This is a genomic window from Pseudomonas sp. Kh14 (assembly GCF_900291005.1).
Classification (GTDB): domain Bacteria; phylum Pseudomonadota; class Gammaproteobacteria; order Pseudomonadales; family Pseudomonadaceae; genus Aquipseudomonas; species Aquipseudomonas alloputida.
The window spans coordinates 1-17,824 of the sequence record NZ_OLKJ01000023.1 but is presented as its reverse complement, the minus strand read 5'-3'; the positions used below and the strand labels follow the sequence as shown (position 1 = coordinate 17,824).

Genomic DNA, 17,824 nt, shown 5'->3' with positions numbered 1-17,824 from the left:
TCTACGCTTTCCTCAGAGCCTGTCAAGCGTTTATTTTGAAGTTTTTTGCGAGAAACTCGTTTAGCTTCAAACACTTGACTCAATACAGTGGCTAGCTTTGCTTCGCTACCGCGTTGGAGTGGTGCGCATTATAGGGAGGCCATCGAGAAGGTCAACCTTTAATTTCAATGATTTGAAATATTTCTGGCAAAGCCGCTTGAGGGCTACCACCTCCCCCACCAATTGCGCACTATATTGCTCACCACCTCCCCCGCCCAAGGATTGCCGCACTTAAATGAACACCCAACCCCGCAGCCTGGCCGCCACCCTCTTCCCGATCGGCCTACTGCTTATCGCCATGGCATCGATTCAGTCCGGCGCCTCCCTGGCCAAAAGCATGTTCCCGATCGTCGGCGCACAAGGCACCACCACCCTGCGCCTGATCTTCGCCAGCATCATCATGCTGCTTATATTGCGCCCGTGGCGGGTACGCATGACCGCCAACACGTTGCGCAATGTGGTCATCTACGGCATGGCACTGGGCGGCATGAACTTCCTCTTCTATATGGCCCTGCAAACGGTACCAATCGGTATCGCCGTCGCCTTGGAATTCACCGGCCCGTTGGCCGTGGCGATCTTCTCCTCGCGCCGAGCGATCGATTTCCTGTGGATTGCCCTGGCCATCGCAGGCCTGCTGCTGTTGCTGCCGGCAGGTCACAGCGGCCAGGCACTCGACCCAGTGGGCGCCGCCTATGCGCTGGGGGCGGGTGTGTGCTGGGCGCTGTACATCCTGTTCGGGCAACGTGCAGGGGCCGAGCACGGCATCCAGAGCGCGGCCCTGGGGGTGGTGGTCGCGGCCCTGTTCGTCGCCCCCATCGGTATCGCCCACGCCGGTAGCGCTCTGCTCACACCTGCCGTGATCCCCATGGCGTTTGCCGTTGCAATACTGTCCACCGCCCTGCCATACAGCCTGGAAATGGTTGCCCTCACGCGGATTCCGGCGCGCACGTTCGGCACCCTGATGAGCATCGAACCGGCATTTGGCGCATTGTCCGGCCTGCTTTTCCTCGGCGAGGTGCTGACGCTCACTCAATGGCTGGCGATTCTGGCAATCATTACCGCCTCGGTCGGCACCACCCTGTCCATGCGCAAGGCGCCCAGCCCGGCCATCGCAGCAGACTGATATGAGAAATATTTTCATTTGAGAAAGGATTAATGATTGTAGCAGCCTGTCTCGCTGATTAAGCTGTCACAGAATCATCATCTTTACGCTATCTACTGGGCCGAACACGGACGCTTGGGGGAAGGTTCAGGAAGAACCGAAGCGACAACGACAGGGTCGTGACAACTGATTTGCCCTGCATTTAAGGACAGGAATGAAACGAATTTTTCTCATCCTGGCCATCTTGGCCATTGCTGGATGTGCCGCCACAGCCAAGACCGAGGTCAAAAGGGGCAAGAAGGGCCTGCATATCAACTGCTCCGGTCTTTCTTCCTCGTGGGACAATTGCTACAGCAAGGCCGCAAGCGCCTGCAGCACGCGCGGCTACCGGGTCATTGCGCGCTCGGGCGATAGCGATGAAGAGGCCGGTGACTATTTGTTCGGCATCAACCCGGCGGGTTACACCAGCCGGAGCATGATCATCATCTGTAAATAGAGAAAAGGGCAGTTCGCAAACTGCCCTTTTTCCGCTGCGTTACAGCGGTGCAGTACGCATCTCCAGCCAGGCTAGCGCATCCCCTTGGAGCAAGGGCGCCAGGCGCTCACGTACGCAGGCGTGGTAGCCGTTCAGCCACTCCACCTCCTCCTTGGTCAGCAACTCGGGCAACAGACAGCGGGTGTCGATAGGGCACAGCGTCAAGGTTTCGAACTGCAGGAAGTCACCAAAGGCACTCTTCCCCGCTTCGCGGTTGACCACCAGGTTCTCGATGCGAACGCCCCACTGCCCCGGGCGGTACGTCCCCGGCTCGATCGAGCTGATCATGCCCACTTGCATCGCCGTCTGCGGTGCAGGTGCCGCCTGGTAGGCGATCACTTGAGGCCCCTCATGCACGTTCATGAAGTAGCCCACCCCGTGGCCGGTACCATGGCCATAGTCGACCTGGTCAGCCCAGATCGGCGCCCGGGCAATGGCGTCGAGCAACGGCGACAGCACCCCTCGCGGGAACGTGGCACGCGACAAGGCAATCATGCCCTTGAGTACACGGGTGCAGTCCTGCTTCTGAGCCTGGCTGGGGTTACCGACCGGCACCATGCGGGTAATGTCGGTAGTGCCGCCCAGGTATTGACCGCCCGAGTCGATCAGCAGCAAGCCATTACCCTCGATGAGCGCATGCGACTGCTCGGTGGCCCGGTAGTGTGGCATCGCGCCATTGCCATTGAAGGCGGCAATGGTAGAAAAGCTCAGTGACACGAAATTTGGCCGTCGAGCACGCGCGGCACTCAATTGCTCGTCAACCGTCAGCTCGGTAATGACCTCCCGGCCGAGGTTCGCCTCGAACCAGGCGAAAAACTCGCACAAGGCTGCGCCGTCCTGCTCCATGACCTGGCGAATATGCACCAGGTCGTCGTCACCCTTGCAGGACTTGCTCAGCGTGGTGGGGTTTAGCCCCTCGACAAGAATCACCTCTGCCGCCAAGTTGTCCAGCAGGCCGCAGGTGACCCGGGCCGGGTCCACCAGCAGCCGCGCCCCCGCAGGAACGGTGCCTAGCGCCTTGCCTGCTTCGCTGTAGTCGCGCACCTCGATGCCATCGACCTCCAGCACATGACGCAGGTGCTCGTCCACCTTGTCCTGGCCCACGAACAGGATGGCCTGCTGCTGATTGATCAGGGCAAAGGCCAGGAAAACCGGATTGTAGGAGACATCGCTGCCGCGCAGGTTGAACAGCCAGGCAATGTCATCCAGGGTAGCGATGAAGTGCCAGTCGGCACCCTTGGCCTGGATGCCCTGGCGCAATTGCGCGAGCTTTTCCGCCCGGCTCACCGTGGCGTGGGGCGGCAGGTGCTGGTACACCGGGTTACCTGGCAGCGCCGGGCGCCCGTCCCAGACCTGACCCAGCAGGTCCATGTCTGTTACCAGCTGCGCTCCACGCGCCTTCAGCCGCTCAGCCAGCTGGCGCGCCGAAGCCAGGGCCATGACCGCACCATCCACTGCCACGCGACCGTTGGGCTCGACATTTTCGCCCAACCATTCCAACGCCCCGGGTTTGCCCGGCAACAGTTTCATCAGTTCGATGCCGCTGCCCTTCAGCTCCTGAGCTGCCTGCTCCCAGTAGCGGCTGTCGACCCACAGCCCGGCAAAGCCGGGGGTGACCACCAGCGTACCAACCGAGCCATGGAACCCCGAAAGCCACTGGCGCCCCTGCCAGTAACCGGGCAGGTATTCGGATAGGTGGGGGTCGGCCGAGGGGACCAGCAAGGCATCGATGCCTCCTGCCGCCATGGCTTGGCGCACGTGCACCAGTCGCTGCGGCACGCTTTGCTCAAGGGTGGTCTGGACGTTCATGCGCTCTCCTGCGGCTTCATAACGGTTGATCCAATAGGCCGATAATGGAACAGCCGCCAGGGCGCTGCAATCGCGACGACCAAGATACGGCATGCCTTGCCCACGACGCCCTGTGCCAATAGGACACTTCCTACAACAGGACCAGGACCACCGATCAAGTTTCCCTGAACTTCCCCAGGACACCGGCTTCACACACAGTACATTCATTGCACACAGGCAAATGACTATGCCCAGTGCCATCGAACCGAAAGCCGGCGTGGTGTTGCTTGACACCCGCGACCACACGCCCGAACACGAGCACGGCGTTCATCTCAAGCTTGCCGAAGGCCTGGCACGTTTGCTGGGCTGCCCACTTATACAGCCCATGCGGCCGCCAGACGCTGCCGATGCCTACTATTACCTGCCAACCGAGACCCTGATCGACCCCAGACGATATGCCGCCTTGGGTATTTGCAGCGAGCAGGACCTGTTTGGCGGCATGGTGCCGTACCCCTACATGGCGACCAAGGCGATCTCTCACCCGTTACCCGCCGGGGCCAGCTTCCCGCCGGGCTGGACCGACGACTTCGCCCGGCAGGCCAGCGATGCCCTGCTGCGCGGCTACACCGTGTTCAGCAAAGCCGACGCTCGCACTGCCGCACAGTTGCTGCTGCTCGACGGCCCGCTGAGGGTCAAGCCGGTACTGGCTTGCGCAGGACGTGGGCAACAGGTCATCACCACTGCAGATGCCCTGGAGCCTCTGCTGGCCGATATGGATGACCAAACGTTGGCGCAGTGGGGCCTGGTGCTCGAAGAAGACCTGAGCGAGGTGCAAACCTTCAGCGTCGGCCAGGTGCGCGTCGCCGGCTTGACCTGCAGCTACCACGGCACCCAGCAACTGACACGTGACCATCAGGGTACCGAGGTCTACGGCGGTTCTGACCTGGTGGTGGTACGTGGCGACTATCAGGCGTTGCTACAGCTCCCACTAGAAGACCACCTGCGCCTTGCCATCAACCAGGCCATGGTTTACGAACAAGCCGCCGAGCAGCACTTCCCGGGCTTTGTCGCCTCACGTCGCAACTATGACATCGCCCGCGGCATCAGCCCTTCGGGCCATCTGTGCAGCGGGGTGCTCGAACAATCCTGGCGCCTGGGTGGTGCCAGCAGTGCCGAACTGTTGGCCCTGCAGGCATTTGCCGATGACCCCGCATTGCAACGGGTGCGTGCTTCCACCCACGAAGTATTCGGCAACCCCGACCTGCCCGCTGACGCCACCCTCTTTTACCAAGGAAACGACAGTGAACTCGGACAACTCAGCAAATTTGCGCGGATTCGCGACCATGGCCATTCAGAGTGAAACCGTTGAACTGCAGGTCGAGAATGACCACATCGCCGGCACCTTGGTCAGCCCGGGCACCAAAATGCCGGGCATTCTCTTCGTACACGGCTGGGGCGGCAGCCAGCAACGTGACCTGGCCCGCGCCCGGCATATCACCGGACTGGGATGCGTGTGCATGACCTTCGACCTGCGCGGTCACGAAAAAACTGAAAGCCAGCGCCTCACGGTCACCCGTGAACAAAACCTGCAGGACTTGCTGGTGGCTTACGATCGACTGGTCAGCCACCCGGCGGTCGACAACAGCGCCATCGCCATTATCGGCAGCAGCTATGGCGGTTACCTGGCGACTCTGCTGACCCGCGAACGGCCGGTCAGGTGGCTGGCCCTGCGGGTACCTGCCATGTACTGGGATGACGAATGGGGCAGCCCGAAGCAAACCCTTGACCGTCAACGCCTGAATGCCTATCGCCAGCGCCCCCTGGGCCCGGCCGACAACCGCGCGCTGGCCGCGTGCGCCGAATTCGGCGGGGATGTATTGCTGGTGGAGTCCGAGCAGGATGACTACGTGCCGCACAGTACCTTGATGAATTACCGCTCGGCGTTCGTCAACGCCCACTCGCTCACCCATCGCATCGTCGACGGCGCCGACCACGCGCTGTCCAGCGAACAGAGCCAGAAAGCGTATAGCTCGCTCCTGGCGGCATGGATCAGCGAAATGGTCATCGGTGCCCGCCTGGATCGCTACCCGCACTACGCACCTTGGTATGCCTGAGGACCGCCCATCTGGCAATGCAGGACGCCATCGTCCCCGCGCACCAGGCTGCGCAGGGCCTGGTAGGCGGCGAAGTTGACACCGCGTGCCTGATGCTGGCCCAGCAGGTCAAGAAACGATTCCTCGACGAAGTGCACGGCCGCCGCAGCCCAGGCCTGGCGTGACTGCCATTGCAGGTACTGCAATACTCGGCAGCCATCGTCGCTGGCCTGGATACTCACACCCTGCAGCCCTTCGCAACGCGCAGCCAATGCTTCACTACGCTCCACCAGGGCCTGAGCCAATGCTTGCTGGTACATACTGGGCACTTCGTATTCGATCATCTGGGTGAACCACAAGGCATGAGGTGTTGCCAACATCGACAGTCTCCTGGCTACGTACGCATGCAGCGCGATGCCGAGCAGGGTAAAACCTCAAGCAAAGTCAAGGTCAAGTGGTTTCTACAGACCCTGGCTGGATACCGCAAACCGCCGCCGATAGTCACTCGGGGTAAGGCCGATGACACGCTGGAATACCTTGCGAAACGCGCCCGGATCCTGGTAACCGACACCCCACGCGATCTGTTCGACGGTGCGCCGGGTAAACTCCAGCAAGCGGCACGCCCGCCCCACCCTCACCTGCTGGCAATACTCGGTCGGGCGCAGCCCGGTAGCGGCACGAAAGCGCCGCAAGAAAGTGCGCGCCTCGAGCCCCGCGCAGGCCGCCATCGTGGCCAGGTCGGCATCCTGCCCGCCATTGCCCTGCAACCAGTGCTGCACCTTCAACACGGCCTCGTCGCCGTGGTCCAGGCGCGGGTTGAACACAGCGCCGGGCAGCGGCGCCGCGACCGGATCGACGGCCAGATAGCGAGCGGTCTCCTGAGCCACCGTCGCCCCCAAAAAGCGCTCCAGCAAGCGCAAGCCGAGGTCCGTCCAGGCCATCAACCCTGCCGAGGTCACGATGTCGCCGTCATCCAGCAACGGCTGCTGGGCCTCTACCCGCACCCTGGGGAAGCGCTGGGCAAGCGCCTGCACATAGTTCCAGTGCGTGCAGGCCGGGCGCCCGTCGAGCAAACCGCTGGCGGCAATGAAAAATACACCGATGCATACCGACGCCAGCACCGTACCACGCCCGTGCAGCAGGCACAGCGGCGCGCGGTGGCGTTCGAGCAATTCGGTTTGCGGGGCCGACTCCAGGCTTGGCGGAATGATCAGGACGCGCAGGCCCGGTACGGTGACAGCAGAGTTATCCGACGCAGGCAACAACTGCCCCGTCTCATCTGCCTGCCAGCAACTGACGCGAATGTGTGGCAACTCGACGGCCCCCAGTTCGGCCGCCACCCGGTTGGCCACCAGGAACAGGTCGGCCAGGCCATGCACAGCGGCGCGCTGCACGCCGGGGTACAACAGCAAGCCGATATCCAGGTTAGCGCTGGTGTCAGTTTTTGCCCGCATAGTGTCGTTCGCGCCAATCCTCAGGTGGGTGAACACAGCCTATAACTAACGTCTCTCGACGACTACTGCCACAGGAGGCAGCATGAGCAAGCAGGCACTGATCATCATCGACATCCAGAACGACTACTTCCCCGGCGGCAAGTGGCCCCTCGATGGCGTCGACCAGGCAGCCGACAACGCCGCCCGCCTGCTGGCAGCAGCACGCAAGCGCGGCGACCTGGTGGTGCATGTGCGGCATGAGTTCGACACTGCCGATGCCCCCTTCTTTGCCCCCGGTTCGCAGGGTGCGGCCATCCACACCAAGGTCGAGCCATTGCCGGGCGAGCCGGTGGTGCTCAAGCACAAGGTCAACGCCTTTCTCGGTACCGATCTTGAGCACACGCTGGACCGGCATGGCGTCGAGGCGCTGACCATCGTCGGCAGCATGAGCCACATGTGCATTGATGCTGCCACCCGGGCTGCGGCCGATATGGGCTATCAAGTGACCGTGGCGCACGATGCCTGCGCAACCCTGCCACTGACGTTCGACGGCAAGCAGGTGCCGGCGGCTCATGTGCACGATTCGGCGATGGCGGCGCTGGCGTTTGCCTATGCCGATGTGGTGAAGACCGACGAGCTGCTGAAAAACTGATCGGCTTGAGACCTTTGGGGCCGCACAGCAGCCCCAAAGCCTGCTGCCTCAAATCACCACATTGCGCACAAACCGAACAGCCACCACGCCATCGTTACGGTAGGCATACCGGCAATTGCTGGGGAACACATGGAACTGCCCCACCTGCAAGCGATGCTCGACATCTTCGATGATCAGCGTCAGTTGCCCATCGACCACGTAGATCTGCTCGCTCCAGCCTTCGGCATCGGCCTCACTGCAATAGCACTCCCCCGGTGCCAGGGTCCATTCCCAAAGTTCCACCTCGCGCCTTGCCGGGCTGGTGCCCAGCAACACCGCTCGGCTCTGCGGGTGTTCGCCAGCCCACGCCAGCTCTTCAATGCGCCCGGGGTCGCGCAGCTCCGGCGCCTGGATCAGGGTACTGAAAGCCACGCCCAAGGCTTCGGCAATCAGGTCCAATGTGGTCAGGCTGACATTCTTCTCGCCCGCCTCGATCGCGACCAGCATGCGCCGGCTGACCCCTGAACGCTCGGCCAGCGCCGCCTGACTCAAGCCGGCGGCGTTGCGCAGGCGGCGCACATTGAGGCTGACATGTTGCAGCACCGATGCCCGGTGCGAAGAATCCTTGTGCACTATATTGCTCACTGGTCGAGATTGCGCAGTATACTGCCCACTTTTGCGGCGATTGTGCGCCGCCCTTTCCGAGTGTGCAAGACCATGAACCAGCCCAGCAACAAGCCCACCCCTGCCGCCACCTTCCGCCTGAGCAAGGCCGAACTGGTGCTGGTATTCATCACCATGTTGTGGGGCGGCACGTTCCTGTTGGTGCATAACGTGATGGCCGTCAGCGGCCCGATGTTCTTCGTCGGCCTGCGCTTTGCGGCAGCCGCGCTGTTCGTTGGTGTGGTCTCGGCGCGAGCGCTGCCCGGCCTGACCTTCACCGAACTGAAGGCCGGCATGCTGATCGGCGTGTCGATCATGCTCGGCTATGGCCTGCAGACCATGGGCCTGCAAACCATCAGCAGCAGCCAGTCAGCGTTCATCACTGCGCTGTACGTCCCGTTCGTGCCGCTGCTGCAGTGGCTGGTGCTGGGGCGTCGCCCTGGCCTGATGCCCAGCATGGGTATCTGCCTGGCATTCATCGGCCTGATGCTGCTGGCCGGGCCGGAAGGCGGCAGCCTGCGTTTCAGCGAGGGCGAACTGGTCACCCTGATCAGCGCCGTGGCCATCGCCGGTGAAATCATTCTGATCAGCCGCTACGCCGGTCAGGTCGATGTGCGCCGGGTTACTGTGGTGCAACTGGCGACTGCATCGCTGCTGGCGTTCCTGATGATCGTGCCGACCCAGGAGCGCATCCCCGACTTCTCCTGGCTGTTGCTGGCCAGCGCAGTGGGCCTGGGCGCAATGAGTGCAGTGATCCAAGTGGCGATGAACTGGGCACAGAAGTCGGTCTCGCCTACCCGCGCCACACTCATTTATGCCGGTGAACCGGTGTGGGCCGGCATCGTCGGGCGTCTGGCTGGCGAGCGCCTGCCTGGCGTGGCGCTGCTCGGCGGCCTGCTGATCGTGGTCGCCGTGGTGGTCAGTGAACTCAAGGTGCGGCGCCCTCGCGAAACCGTCGAAACACGCGATGTGCAGAACCCGGGCGAACGCCAGGCGGGGCTGTAAAACAGTCAGCAGCGGCTATTCTTTGTAAAAAACTGTTATAAAAAAACCGCTTGTCACAGCCGGTTTGTAGGATTCTGCGACAGCTTGCGTGTTGGTGATAAACACCTCGGCACGTATGATTCTTGCAAACTTCTCCAGAATAGGCCGCTATGTCCTTGATAGTGCTATTGCTTCTGCCGTTCGTGGGCAGTTGCCTGGCAGCTGTGCTGCCGCACAACGCACGTAACGCCGAGTCCATTCTTGCCGGGCTCGTAGCCCTGGTCGGCACCGTCCAGGTAGCACTTCTGTACCCTCAGATTGCCCATGGTGGCGTCATTCGCGAAGAGTTCCTGTGGTTACCCAGCCTGGGGCTGAACCTGGTGTTGCGCATGGACGGCTTTGCCTGGCTGTTCTCGTTGCTGGTACTGGGCATTGGCACGCTGGTATCGCTGTATGCGCGCTACTACATGTCACCGCAAGACCCGGTACCACGCTTCTTCGCGTTCTTCCTGGCCTTCATGGGCGCCATGCTCGGCCTGGTCATCTCCGGCAACCTGATCCAACTGGTGTTCTTCTGGGAACTGACCAGCCTGTTCTCCTTCCTGCTGATCGGCTACTGGCACCACCGCGCCGACGCCCGTCGCGGCGCCTACATGGCGCTGATGGTAACCGGTGCAGGCGGCTTGTGCCTGCTGGTAGGGGCCCTGCTGCTCGGCCATGTGGTCGGCAGCTATGACCTGGACAAGGTTCTGGCTGCCGGGCATACCATCCGCCAGCATGCGCTTTACCCGGTGCTGCTGCCCCTGATACTCATCGGCGCCCTGACCAAGAGCGCACAGTTTCCCTTCCAGTTCTGGCTGCCCCACGCCATGGCAGCGCCCACACCGGTGTCGGCCTATTTGCACTCTGCAACCATGGTCAAGGCCGGGGTGTTCCTGCTGGCACGCCTGTGGCCGGTACTTTCCGGTAGCGAGGAGTGGTTCTGGATCGTCGGCGGTGCCGGTGCCCTCACCCTGCTGCTCGGCGCTTTCGCCGCCATGTTCCAGAATGACCTCAAGGGCCTGCTGGCCTATTCGACCATCAGCCACCTGGGCCTGATTACCCTGCTGCTGGGTCTTAACAGCCCGCTGGCTGCCGTCGCCGCGGTATTCCACATTCTCAACCATGCCACCTTCAAGGCCTCGCTGTTCATGGCCGCCGGCATCATCGACCACGAGAGCGGCACCCGTGACATTCGCCGCCTCAGCGGCCTGATCCGCCTGGTGCCCTACACCGCGACCCTGGCCATGGTCGCCAGCGCGTCGATGGCCGGCGTGCCACTGATGAACGGCTTCCTGTCGAAGGAAATGTTCTTCGCCGAAACGGTATTCATCAGTTCCACCGCCTGGGTCGAGGCCACGCTGCCGGTAATCGCCACCCTGGCCGGCACCTTCAGCGTGGCGTATGCCCTGCGTTTTACCGTCGATGTGTTCTTCGGGCCGACGGCCCAGGACCTGCCCCATACCCCGCACGAGCCGCCACGCTGGATGCGTGCTCCGGTGGAGCTGCTGGTGCTCACGTGCCTGGTAGTGGGCATCTTCCCCACCCAGTCGGTCGGCCCCCTGTTGGCCGCTGCGGCCCTGCCGGTGGTTGGCGGTACCCTGCCGGAATACAGCCTGGCCATCTGGCATGGCTGGAACGCGCCGATGATCATGAGCCTGGTCGCCATGAGCGGCGGCATAGTCCTGTACCTGTTGCTGCGCAAGCAACTGCGCCTGGGCCGCTTCCCCTACCCGCCCGTGATCGAGCGCTTCAATGGCAAGCGACTGTTCGAGCACGGCCAGGTTCACCTGATGCTGCTGGCGCGTCGCATCGAGCGCGTGCTCACCACCCGCCGACTGCAGTCGCAGCTGTTCATGCTGGTATTCGCCGCGTTCCTCGCGGGCCTCACGCCTATGCTGTATAGCGGCCTGAGCTGGGGTGATCGCCCGAAGATTCCCGGTTCGGGCGTGTTCGTCGCCCTGTGGCTGATCGCCATTGCCTGCGCCATCGGCGCCGCCTATCAGGCCAAGTACCACCGCCTGGCGGCACTGATCATGGTCAGCGTCTGCGGCCTGATGACCTGCATCACTTTCGTCTGGTTCTCTGCGCCCGACCTGGCACTGACCCAGTTGGTGGTGGAAGTGGTCACCACCGTGCTGATCCTGCTCGGCCTGCGCTGGCTGCCACGGCGTATCGAAGGCGTGTCGCCGCTGCCGGGTAGCCTGGAGCGCGCGCGCCTGCGCCGCCTGCGCGACTTGCTGCTGGCCGTGCTGGTGGGTGGCGGCATGGCGCTGCTGTCGTACGCCATGCTGACCCGGCCGACGCCCAACGACATTTCCTCGTTCTATTTGAGCCGCGCATTGCCTCAGGGCGGCGGCACCAATGTTGTCAATGTCATGCTGGTCGACTTCCGCGGCTTCGATACCCTCGGTGAAATCACCGTATTGGTGGCTGTGGCATTGACCGTGTTCGCCCTGCTACGGCGCTTCCGTCCTCCGAAAGAGAGCATGCAGCTGCCGGCGCAACAACGCCAGTTGGCGCCAGACGTGGTCACCGACCTGATCAACCCGCGGCATGCCACCGATACCGCGCTGGGCTTCATGATGGTGCCGGCAGCGCTGGTGCGCCTGCTGCTGCCGATCGCCTTGCTGGTGTCGATGTACCTGTTCATGCGCGGGCACAACCAGCCCGGCGGCGGGTTTGTCGCTGGCTTGGTCATGTCGGTGGCGTTCATCCTCCAGTACATGGTGGCCGGCACCCAGTGGGTCGAGGCGCAGATGAGCCTGCGGCCGCTGCGCTGGATGGGCACCGGGCTGCTGTGCGCGACCCTGACCGGGGCCGGCGCCATGCTGCTGGGTTACCCGTTCCTCACCACCCATACCGCCCACTTGCACCTGCCGTTGCTAGGTGATGTGCACGTGGCCAGCGCGCTGTTCTTCGATATCGGCGTATACACCGTCGTGGTCGGCTCGACCCTGCTGATCCTCACGGCCCTGGCGCACCAGTCGGTGCGCGCCTATCGCCCGGGCAACCCGGCAAAAACCAGCCAAGCAGGAGCCGCCTGATGGAAGAAGTGATTGCAGTCGCCATCGGCGTGCTGGCTGCCTCCGGGGTGTGGCTGATCCTGCGCCCGCGTACCTACCAGGTGATCATGGGCCTGTGTCTGCTTTCTTACGGGGTCAACCTGTTCATCTTCAGCATGGGCAGCCTGTTCATCGGCAAGGAGCCAATCATCAAGGATGGCGTTACCCAGGACCTATTGCATTACACCGACCCGCTGCCACAGGCACTGGTGCTCACCGCCATCGTCATCAGTTTTGCCATGACCGCGCTGTTCCTGGTGGTGCTGCTGGCCTCGCGCGGCCTGACCGGTACCGACCACGTGGACGGCCGGGAGCGTGACGAATGAGTGGTATGAGCCAACTGATTGTCGCCCCCATTCTACTGCCGCTGATTACGGCGGCGATGATGTTGCTGCTGGGTGAAAAGCACAGGCATATCAAGGCCAGTCTGAACCTGCTGTCAACCTTCACCGGCCTGGCAATCGCGGTCTCTCTGCTGCTGTGGGTGCGCACACAGGGCCAGGCAGCATCGATCGGCGTGTACCTGCCAGGCAACTGGCCAGCGCCGTTTGGCATCGTGCTGGTAGTGGACCACCTGTCCGCGCTCTTGCTGAGCCTGACCGGGGTCATCGGTTTCAGCGCCCTGCTGTTTGCCCGTGCCCGCTGGGACGGTGCAGGGGCCAGCTTCCATGCGCTGTTCCAGATCCAGTTGATGGGGCTGTACGGCGCCTTCCTCACCGCCGACCTATTCAACCTGTTCGTGTTCTTCGAAGTGCTGCTGGCTGCCTCCTATGGCTTGCTGCTGCATGGTTCGGGGCGTGCGCGGGTGCGTTCCGGCCTGCACTACATCGCTATCAACCTGTTTGCCTCGTCACTGTTCCTGATCGGCGCAGCGATGCTGTATGGCGTGACCGGCACCCTGAACATGGCCGACCTGGCGCTGAAGGTTCCACTGGTACCGGAGGCCGACCGTGGCCTGCTGCATGCCGGCGCGGCAATCCTGGCCGTGGCCTTCCTGGTCAAGGCCGGTATCTGGCCGCTGAACTTCTGGCTGGTGCCAGCTTACGCGTCAGCCAGCGCGCCGGTGGCTGCACTGTTCGCCATCATGACCAAAGTCGGCCTGTACGCCGTGCTGCGCCTGTGGACGCTGCTGTTCTCCGGGCAGGCCGGGGCCTCGGCGCATTTCGGCGGCGAATGGCTGATTTACGGCGGCCTGGTTACCCTGGCGGTGGCAGCGGTATCGATTCTGGCAGCACAGCGCCTGGAGCGTATGGCGGCACTCAGTATCCTGGTTTCGGCCGGCACGCTGCTGGGTGCGGTGGGTTTTGCCCAGGCGGCCCTGACCGGCGCGGCGCTGTTCTACTTGGTCAACTCGACACTTGCGCTGTGCGCACTGTTCCTGCTCGCCGAACTGGTCGAACGCTCACGCTCAGCCAATGAAGCGCCGCTGGACGAAGAAGAAGACGCCATGCCACCGCCACTGGAATCGCTGCACCCGCCCAAGGGCATCAACCTCGACGATGAACAGCAGGTGGTAATCGGCCAGATCATCCCGTGGACCATGGCCTTCCTCGGCCTCAGCTTCATTGCCTGCGCACTACTGATCATCGGCATGCCGCCGCTGTCGGGCTTTGTCGGCAAGCTCAACCTGATCAGCGCGCTGTTCAATCCACTGGGCCTCGGCGTACCGGCCGAGCAGCCGCTGAGTGCCGCCGGCTGGGGCCTGGTGGCGTTGCTGATCCTGTCCGGCATGGCCTCGCTGATCGCCTTCGGCCGCGTCGGCATCCAGCGTTTCTGGAAGCCCGAAGAGCGCCCGTCACCGGTGCTGCGGCGCTATGAATGCCTGCCCATCGTCATCCTGCTCGGCTTGTGCCTCATCCTCAGCTTCAAGGCCGAGCCGTTGCTGCGCTACACCCAGGACACTGCCGCCAGCCTGCAGGCCCCCGATGCCTATATCAAAGCCGTGATGGCCGCCCAGCCGATTCCTGGCCCCACCTCGCGCGACGTACAGGTGCAGCCATGAACCGACTGTTCCCCGCTCCACTGCTATCGGTCTCGCTGTTCGGCCTGTGGCTGCTGCTGAACCTCTCGATCAGCCCCGGCAACCTGCTGCTGGGCGCCGCACTTGGCATACTGGCGCCACTGTTGATGGCGCCCCTGCGCCCGCAGCATGCACACGTACGGCGCCCCCTGGTCATCGCCCGCCTCATCTGCCGGGTCGGCATCGATGTGATCACCTCCAACCTGCTGGTGGCCCGTGGTGTGCTGCGGGCCGGCAAGCAACCGCCCCGCTCTGCGTTCGTTCACATACCATTGGCATTGCGTGACCCCCACGGCCTGGCAGCGCTGTCGATGATCACCACCGTGGTGCCTGGCACAGTCTGGTCCGAACTGGCACTGGACCGCAGCGTGCTGTTGCTGCATGTGTTTGAGCTGGACGATGAAGCGGCCTTCATACAGCACTTCAAGGACACTTACGAACGCCCGCTTATGGAGATTTTCCAATGACAGGCCTGCTCGCCAATGCCGTCCTCGCCAGCCTGTTCATCTTCGCCCTGGCCATGGGCCTGGCGCTGATCCGGCTGTTCCGTGGCCCGTCCGCCCAAGACCGCGTGCTGGCCCTGGACTACCTGTACATCCTGGCCATGCTCACCATGCTGGTGCTGGGTATCCGTTATGCCAGTGACACCTACTTCGAAGGTGCCCTGCTGATTGCACTGTTTGGTTTCGTCGGCTCGTTTGCCTTGGCCAAGTTTCTGCTGCGCGGTGAGGTGATCGAATGACTGAAGCCCTGGTACTGCCCTTCTGGCTGGAGCTGGTCACCGCCGCGCTACTGCTCACCGGCAGCCTGTTCGCGCTGGTCGGTGCTATAGGCCTGGTACGCCTGAAAGACTACTTCCAGCGCATGCACCCGCCAGCGCTGGCCTCGACCCTTGGTGCCTGGTGCGTTGCACTGGCCTCGATCATCTACTTTTCGTGGCTCAAGGGCACCCCGGTGCTCCACGCGTGGCTGATTCCGATCCTGCTGTCGATCACCGTGCCGATAACCACGCTGTTGCTGGCGCGGGCGGCGCTATTCCGCAAGCGCATGTCGAAAGAGCCGGTGCCTGAAGAGGTCAGCAGCGGCCGAGACCGTGGCAATTGAAGGTTTGCCGTCTCAACCTTGGCTGAGACGCTGCAACTCGCGCCGGACCATGGCGGCATACGGTGGCGGGCTGAGGCGATAGAGCTCAGCCGCCACCCAAGTCAACCAGGCGCCTTGCAGCTTCTCACGCCCGGCCAGCAAACGTTCTGCCTCAGCCACGGCATCTGCCTGGTGCTGCCGATGAAACTCGGCCCGCGAGGCTGGTGAGTCGTGACTGTCGGTCATTCACTGGCCTTGAAGGTGGTCAGTTCACCCTTGCGCCATTTGGCGACCTTGCCAGTCACTGCTTTAAGCAACTTGCCCAGGCCTTCCTGCACTTGCTGCTGCGCGGCGAATACCAGCATCACGCCATGGCCTTCACGAAATACGATGCCCTCGCCTTCCGGCACAGAAACGAAGGCGTAATCACCCACGCCATACACATTCAACTTGATGTCGCGAAAGCGCATTTCCAACTTGCCACCTTCGCGGCTGGGCAATACGGCAGCACGAAAGTGGTCGCCGACTTTCAGTTCAAGGCGCTGCTTGTCATCGACCACCAGTGCACTCTCGGTGTCGATTTCGGCCATGTACAGGCCTTCGGGACTCTGTTCGGTGACATAGATGAAGCGGCCCTGAAACAGTTGGGCCAATTTACCGCGCAAGTCGCCCAGGGCGAACAACGCATGCGTATCAAGTGTGCTGACTGCCAATGAAGTAATCCTCAACCGGTTACAACCCGCCCTCACCCAAGCTCGGGGAGGCACGGCCATTTCTTATCGATAGGCAAAAAGAGTAATAAAGCGATATGCGAAATGTCTGTGCTCGCCGACGATGCAGCGTGCAGGAATCTTTACTCTGGTTTGCCAGACTCGCCCTCAACCGAAGGCGTTTGGCTCATTCCCGGCTTGGGAAGCGTGATGCCTGAAATCACTCGCCAGAAAACGCAACCAATGGCGTGAGCCTGCAAGAAGACAAGCCCTGGCATCCATGTGCGCATTACTGTAGGACAAATATGCCCGAAAACACCGAAACCCGTCGAGAGGCAATAAACATTTTCAGGCAGCCAGCCCTTTCTTCAGCTGCTGCTGCCAGGCAGCCTGGCACTCAAGCGCTTCTTCGCGCGTGGCGAAGGCGGTGCCGCGACGCTCTCCATTGACCAGCACTACCCAGCAAATACGCTTGCCCAGCGCCTGCAAGGTGGCCGGCACACCCGACCCTATCATCACAGCCACATCGACTCGGCTATTCATCATCCCCTCCGGAATTTAATTAGCACCCTAACGATAAAGCCATGATACGCCTGACAGTGACGCGGAAACAGCGCATCGCGGTACAGCAGTGTTTCGTAAGGCGCAACAAAAACGGTCTCGTCGAGAAACGCAAAAAGCCCCAGGGATAGCTCCGAGGGGCTTGGCACCACGCGCGGTTTTATACCTGGCGCTGGTGGCGGTCGAGCTGCTCGTGGCGCTCCTGGGCTTCGATGCAGTACTTGGTGGTCGGGCTGATCAGCAAGCGCTTCAGGCCGATGGGCTCACCACTGTCATCGCACCAGCCGAAGCTTTCGTCGGCAATACGGTCCAGGGCCATTTCCAGCTGTGGTAGCAGGCGCTGGTCGCGGTCGATGGCATTTACCAGCCAGCTACGTTCTTCTTCGACCGAAGCCACGTCGGCAGGGTCTGACGGAGTGTCCAGGCCTTCGATGGTGGTGCGGCTGAGTTCGATGCGTTCATGGGTTTCGACTTTCATCGCCTGCAGCAGCTCAGTAAAGAAGGCAAGCTGGTCGGCGTTCATGTAGTCATCGGCCGACATGGCCAGCAACTGTTCCTTGGTCATCGATTTCTCTATGAAAAAATGTGCATTTGGGCGATTCATGTGCCGTCGATGCCTGTGCATCGCCAGCGGAATTCTTCAAGCGCCAACCGGCACTCTTTTACGGGGGCGGCAGTCTAAGGCGCCACGCCGCGTGGAGCAACTGCAAATGGGTGCGAATTTGCTTCCACTGCTCACAATCCGCCGGTCGGCACCCCAGCTCAGCTGCTGGGCCAGCAGTAAACTGAGATTCTGGCAGTGCCCATCCGCCTGCTGTTGCCGTTGCCGTTGCCGTTGCCGTTGCCGTTGCCGTTGATCTTGATCTTGATCTTGATCTTCGCGACTTCAGGAGGCCGAACGCAGGCCTTGCGGAGGCAGGTGACGGGCATGGATGCCCGTCAAGCGCTGAGGCCCCAGGATGGGGCCTTCGGCGCGGTCCTGCCGGGAGCAAGGCCGGAGTGAGGGGACCCCGGAGCGCAGCGCAGGGGCCGGATGATGGGAGCGCAGCGTTTTTTGGTTACTTTTTGTCGCGTTTGA

The 17,824-nt window shown here is 62.3% G+C and carries 21 protein-coding genes; 12 read left to right on the top strand and 9 right to left on the bottom strand.

What is annotated here, in order from left to right; genetic code table 11:
• Positions 1 to 274: 274 nt before the first annotated feature.
• Both rhtA and FQ668_RS11015 read left to right on the top strand, forming a co-directional pair.
• Positions 275 to 1,162, top strand: coding sequence for a threonine/homoserine exporter RhtA (rhtA, locus tag FQ668_RS11020; protein ID WP_010953215.1), 888 nt, complete (start codon positions 275 to 277; stop codon positions 1,160 to 1,162).
• A 193-nt stretch (positions 1,163 to 1,355) separates the two neighbouring features.
• Positions 1,356 to 1,637: a hypothetical protein gene (locus FQ668_RS11015; RefSeq protein ID WP_014591706.1), complete on the top strand. Its 282-nt coding sequence runs from the start codon at positions 1,356 to 1,358 to the stop codon at positions 1,635 to 1,637.
• 39 nt (positions 1,638 to 1,676) lie between these two features.
• Here FQ668_RS11015 and FQ668_RS11010 read toward each other — a convergent pair whose 3' ends face one another.
• Positions 1,677 to 3,485, bottom strand: a complete 1,809-nt coding sequence (locus FQ668_RS11010) for an aminopeptidase P family protein (RefSeq protein WP_019437609.1) — start codon at positions 3,483 to 3,485, stop codon at positions 1,677 to 1,679.
• Between the two features lie 220 nt (positions 3,486 to 3,705).
• Between FQ668_RS11010 and FQ668_RS11005 the strand changes: the two genes are divergently transcribed.
• Positions 3,706 to 4,824, top strand: a complete 1,119-nt coding sequence (locus tag FQ668_RS11005; RefSeq protein WP_019437608.1) for a DUF3182 family protein — start codon at positions 3,706 to 3,708, stop codon at positions 4,822 to 4,824.
• Positions 4,808 to 5,578: a S9 family peptidase gene (locus FQ668_RS11000; RefSeq protein ID WP_019437607.1), complete on the top strand. Its 771-nt coding sequence runs from the start codon at positions 4,808 to 4,810 to the stop codon at positions 5,576 to 5,578. The genes FQ668_RS11005 and FQ668_RS11000 overlap by 17 nt, the downstream gene beginning before the upstream one ends.
• On the opposite strand, the gene FQ668_RS10995 is transcribed toward FQ668_RS11000, so the two are convergent.
• Together FQ668_RS10995 and FQ668_RS10990 are read right to left on the bottom strand one after the other, a co-directional pair.
• On the bottom strand, positions 5,557 to 5,937 hold the full coding sequence (locus FQ668_RS10995; RefSeq protein ID WP_010953211.1) for an antibiotic biosynthesis monooxygenase: 381 nt from the start codon (positions 5,935 to 5,937) through the stop codon (positions 5,557 to 5,559). The two genes, FQ668_RS11000 and FQ668_RS10995, sit on opposite strands and share 22 nt — an antisense overlap.
• Positions 5,938 to 6,018: 81 nt before the next feature.
• Complete coding sequence (locus FQ668_RS10990; RefSeq protein ID WP_019437606.1) at positions 6,019 to 7,011, bottom strand: GlxA family transcriptional regulator; 993 nt, start codon at positions 7,009 to 7,011, stop codon at positions 6,019 to 6,021.
• An 82-nt stretch (positions 7,012 to 7,093) separates the two neighbouring features.
• On the opposite strand from FQ668_RS10990, the gene FQ668_RS10985 reads away from it, so the two are divergent.
• Positions 7,094 to 7,642, top strand: a complete 549-nt coding sequence (locus FQ668_RS10985; protein ID WP_019437605.1) for a cysteine hydrolase family protein — start codon at positions 7,094 to 7,096, stop codon at positions 7,640 to 7,642.
• Between the two features lie 48 nt (positions 7,643 to 7,690).
• Here FQ668_RS10985 and FQ668_RS10980 read toward each other — a convergent pair whose 3' ends face one another.
• On the bottom strand, positions 7,691 to 8,254 hold the full coding sequence (locus FQ668_RS10980; protein ID WP_026031877.1) for a helix-turn-helix domain-containing protein: 564 nt from the start codon (positions 8,252 to 8,254) through the stop codon (positions 7,691 to 7,693).
• 84 nt (positions 8,255 to 8,338) lie between these two features.
• Here FQ668_RS10980 and FQ668_RS10975 point away from each other — a divergent pair, with 84 nt between their 5' ends.
• The 7 genes from FQ668_RS10975 (at position 8,339) to FQ668_RS10945 (ending at position 15,496) form a co-directional block, all read left to right on the top strand.
• Positions 8,339 to 9,289: a DMT family transporter gene (locus FQ668_RS10975; RefSeq protein ID WP_104887324.1), complete on the top strand. Its 951-nt coding sequence runs from the start codon at positions 8,339 to 8,341 to the stop codon at positions 9,287 to 9,289.
• Between the two features lie 149 nt (positions 9,290 to 9,438).
• Entirely contained in the window at positions 9,439 to 12,354 is a 2,916-nt protein-coding gene (locus tag FQ668_RS10970; RefSeq protein WP_144180109.1) for a monovalent cation/H+ antiporter subunit A, read from the top strand.
• On the top strand, positions 12,354 to 12,698 hold the full coding sequence (locus FQ668_RS10965) for a Na+/H+ antiporter subunit C (protein ID WP_003250128.1): 345 nt from the start codon (positions 12,354 to 12,356) through the stop codon (positions 12,696 to 12,698). The genes FQ668_RS10970 and FQ668_RS10965 overlap by 1 nt, the downstream gene beginning before the upstream one ends.
• Complete coding sequence (locus FQ668_RS10960) at positions 12,695 to 14,374, top strand: monovalent cation/H+ antiporter subunit D (protein ID WP_019437601.1); 1,680 nt, start codon at positions 12,695 to 12,697, stop codon at positions 14,372 to 14,374. Before FQ668_RS10965 ends, FQ668_RS10960 begins: the two co-directional genes overlap by 4 nt.
• Positions 14,371 to 14,859, top strand: coding sequence for a Na+/H+ antiporter subunit E (locus FQ668_RS10955; protein ID WP_110159543.1), 489 nt, complete (start codon positions 14,371 to 14,373; stop codon positions 14,857 to 14,859). Before FQ668_RS10960 ends, FQ668_RS10955 begins: the two co-directional genes overlap by 4 nt.
• Positions 14,856 to 15,134 carry a K+/H+ antiporter subunit F gene (locus FQ668_RS10950; protein ID WP_003250109.1) on the top strand — a complete coding sequence of 93 codons (279 nt, stop codon included), beginning with the start codon at positions 14,856 to 14,858 and terminating at the stop codon, positions 15,132 to 15,134. Before FQ668_RS10955 ends, FQ668_RS10950 begins: the two co-directional genes overlap by 4 nt.
• On the top strand, positions 15,131 to 15,496 hold the full coding sequence (locus FQ668_RS10945) for a Na+/H+ antiporter subunit G (protein WP_003250107.1): 366 nt from the start codon (positions 15,131 to 15,133) through the stop codon (positions 15,494 to 15,496). Before FQ668_RS10950 ends, FQ668_RS10945 begins: the two co-directional genes overlap by 4 nt.
• A 12-nt stretch (positions 15,497 to 15,508) precedes the next feature.
• Here FQ668_RS10945 and FQ668_RS10940 read toward each other — a convergent pair whose 3' ends face one another.
• The 5 genes from FQ668_RS10940 to FQ668_RS28525 all read right to left on the bottom strand — a co-directional run bounded on the left by FQ668_RS10940 (position 15,509) and on the right by FQ668_RS28525 (position 17,676).
• Positions 15,509 to 15,721 (bottom strand): hypothetical protein, encoded by a 213-nt coding sequence (locus FQ668_RS10940; RefSeq protein WP_010953202.1) that lies wholly within the window; start codon positions 15,719 to 15,721, stop codon positions 15,509 to 15,511.
• Positions 15,718 to 16,188, bottom strand: a complete 471-nt coding sequence (locus tag FQ668_RS10935; protein ID WP_014591718.1) for a hypothetical protein — start codon at positions 16,186 to 16,188, stop codon at positions 15,718 to 15,720. Before FQ668_RS10935 ends, FQ668_RS10940 begins: the two co-directional genes overlap by 4 nt.
• A gap of 345 nt (positions 16,189 to 16,533) precedes the next feature.
• Positions 16,534 to 16,728, bottom strand: a complete 195-nt coding sequence (locus FQ668_RS10930; RefSeq protein WP_012271507.1) for a hypothetical protein — start codon at positions 16,726 to 16,728, stop codon at positions 16,534 to 16,536.
• Between the two features lie 178 nt (positions 16,729 to 16,906).
• Entirely contained in the window at positions 16,907 to 17,311 is a 405-nt protein-coding gene (locus tag FQ668_RS10925; protein ID WP_003250099.1) for a TraR/DksA family transcriptional regulator, read from the bottom strand.
• 197 nt (positions 17,312 to 17,508) lie between these two features.
• Positions 17,509 to 17,676: a hypothetical protein gene (locus FQ668_RS28525; protein ID WP_162911987.1), complete on the bottom strand. Its 168-nt coding sequence runs from the start codon at positions 17,674 to 17,676 to the stop codon at positions 17,509 to 17,511.
• Positions 17,677 to 17,824: the final 148 nt, after the last annotated feature.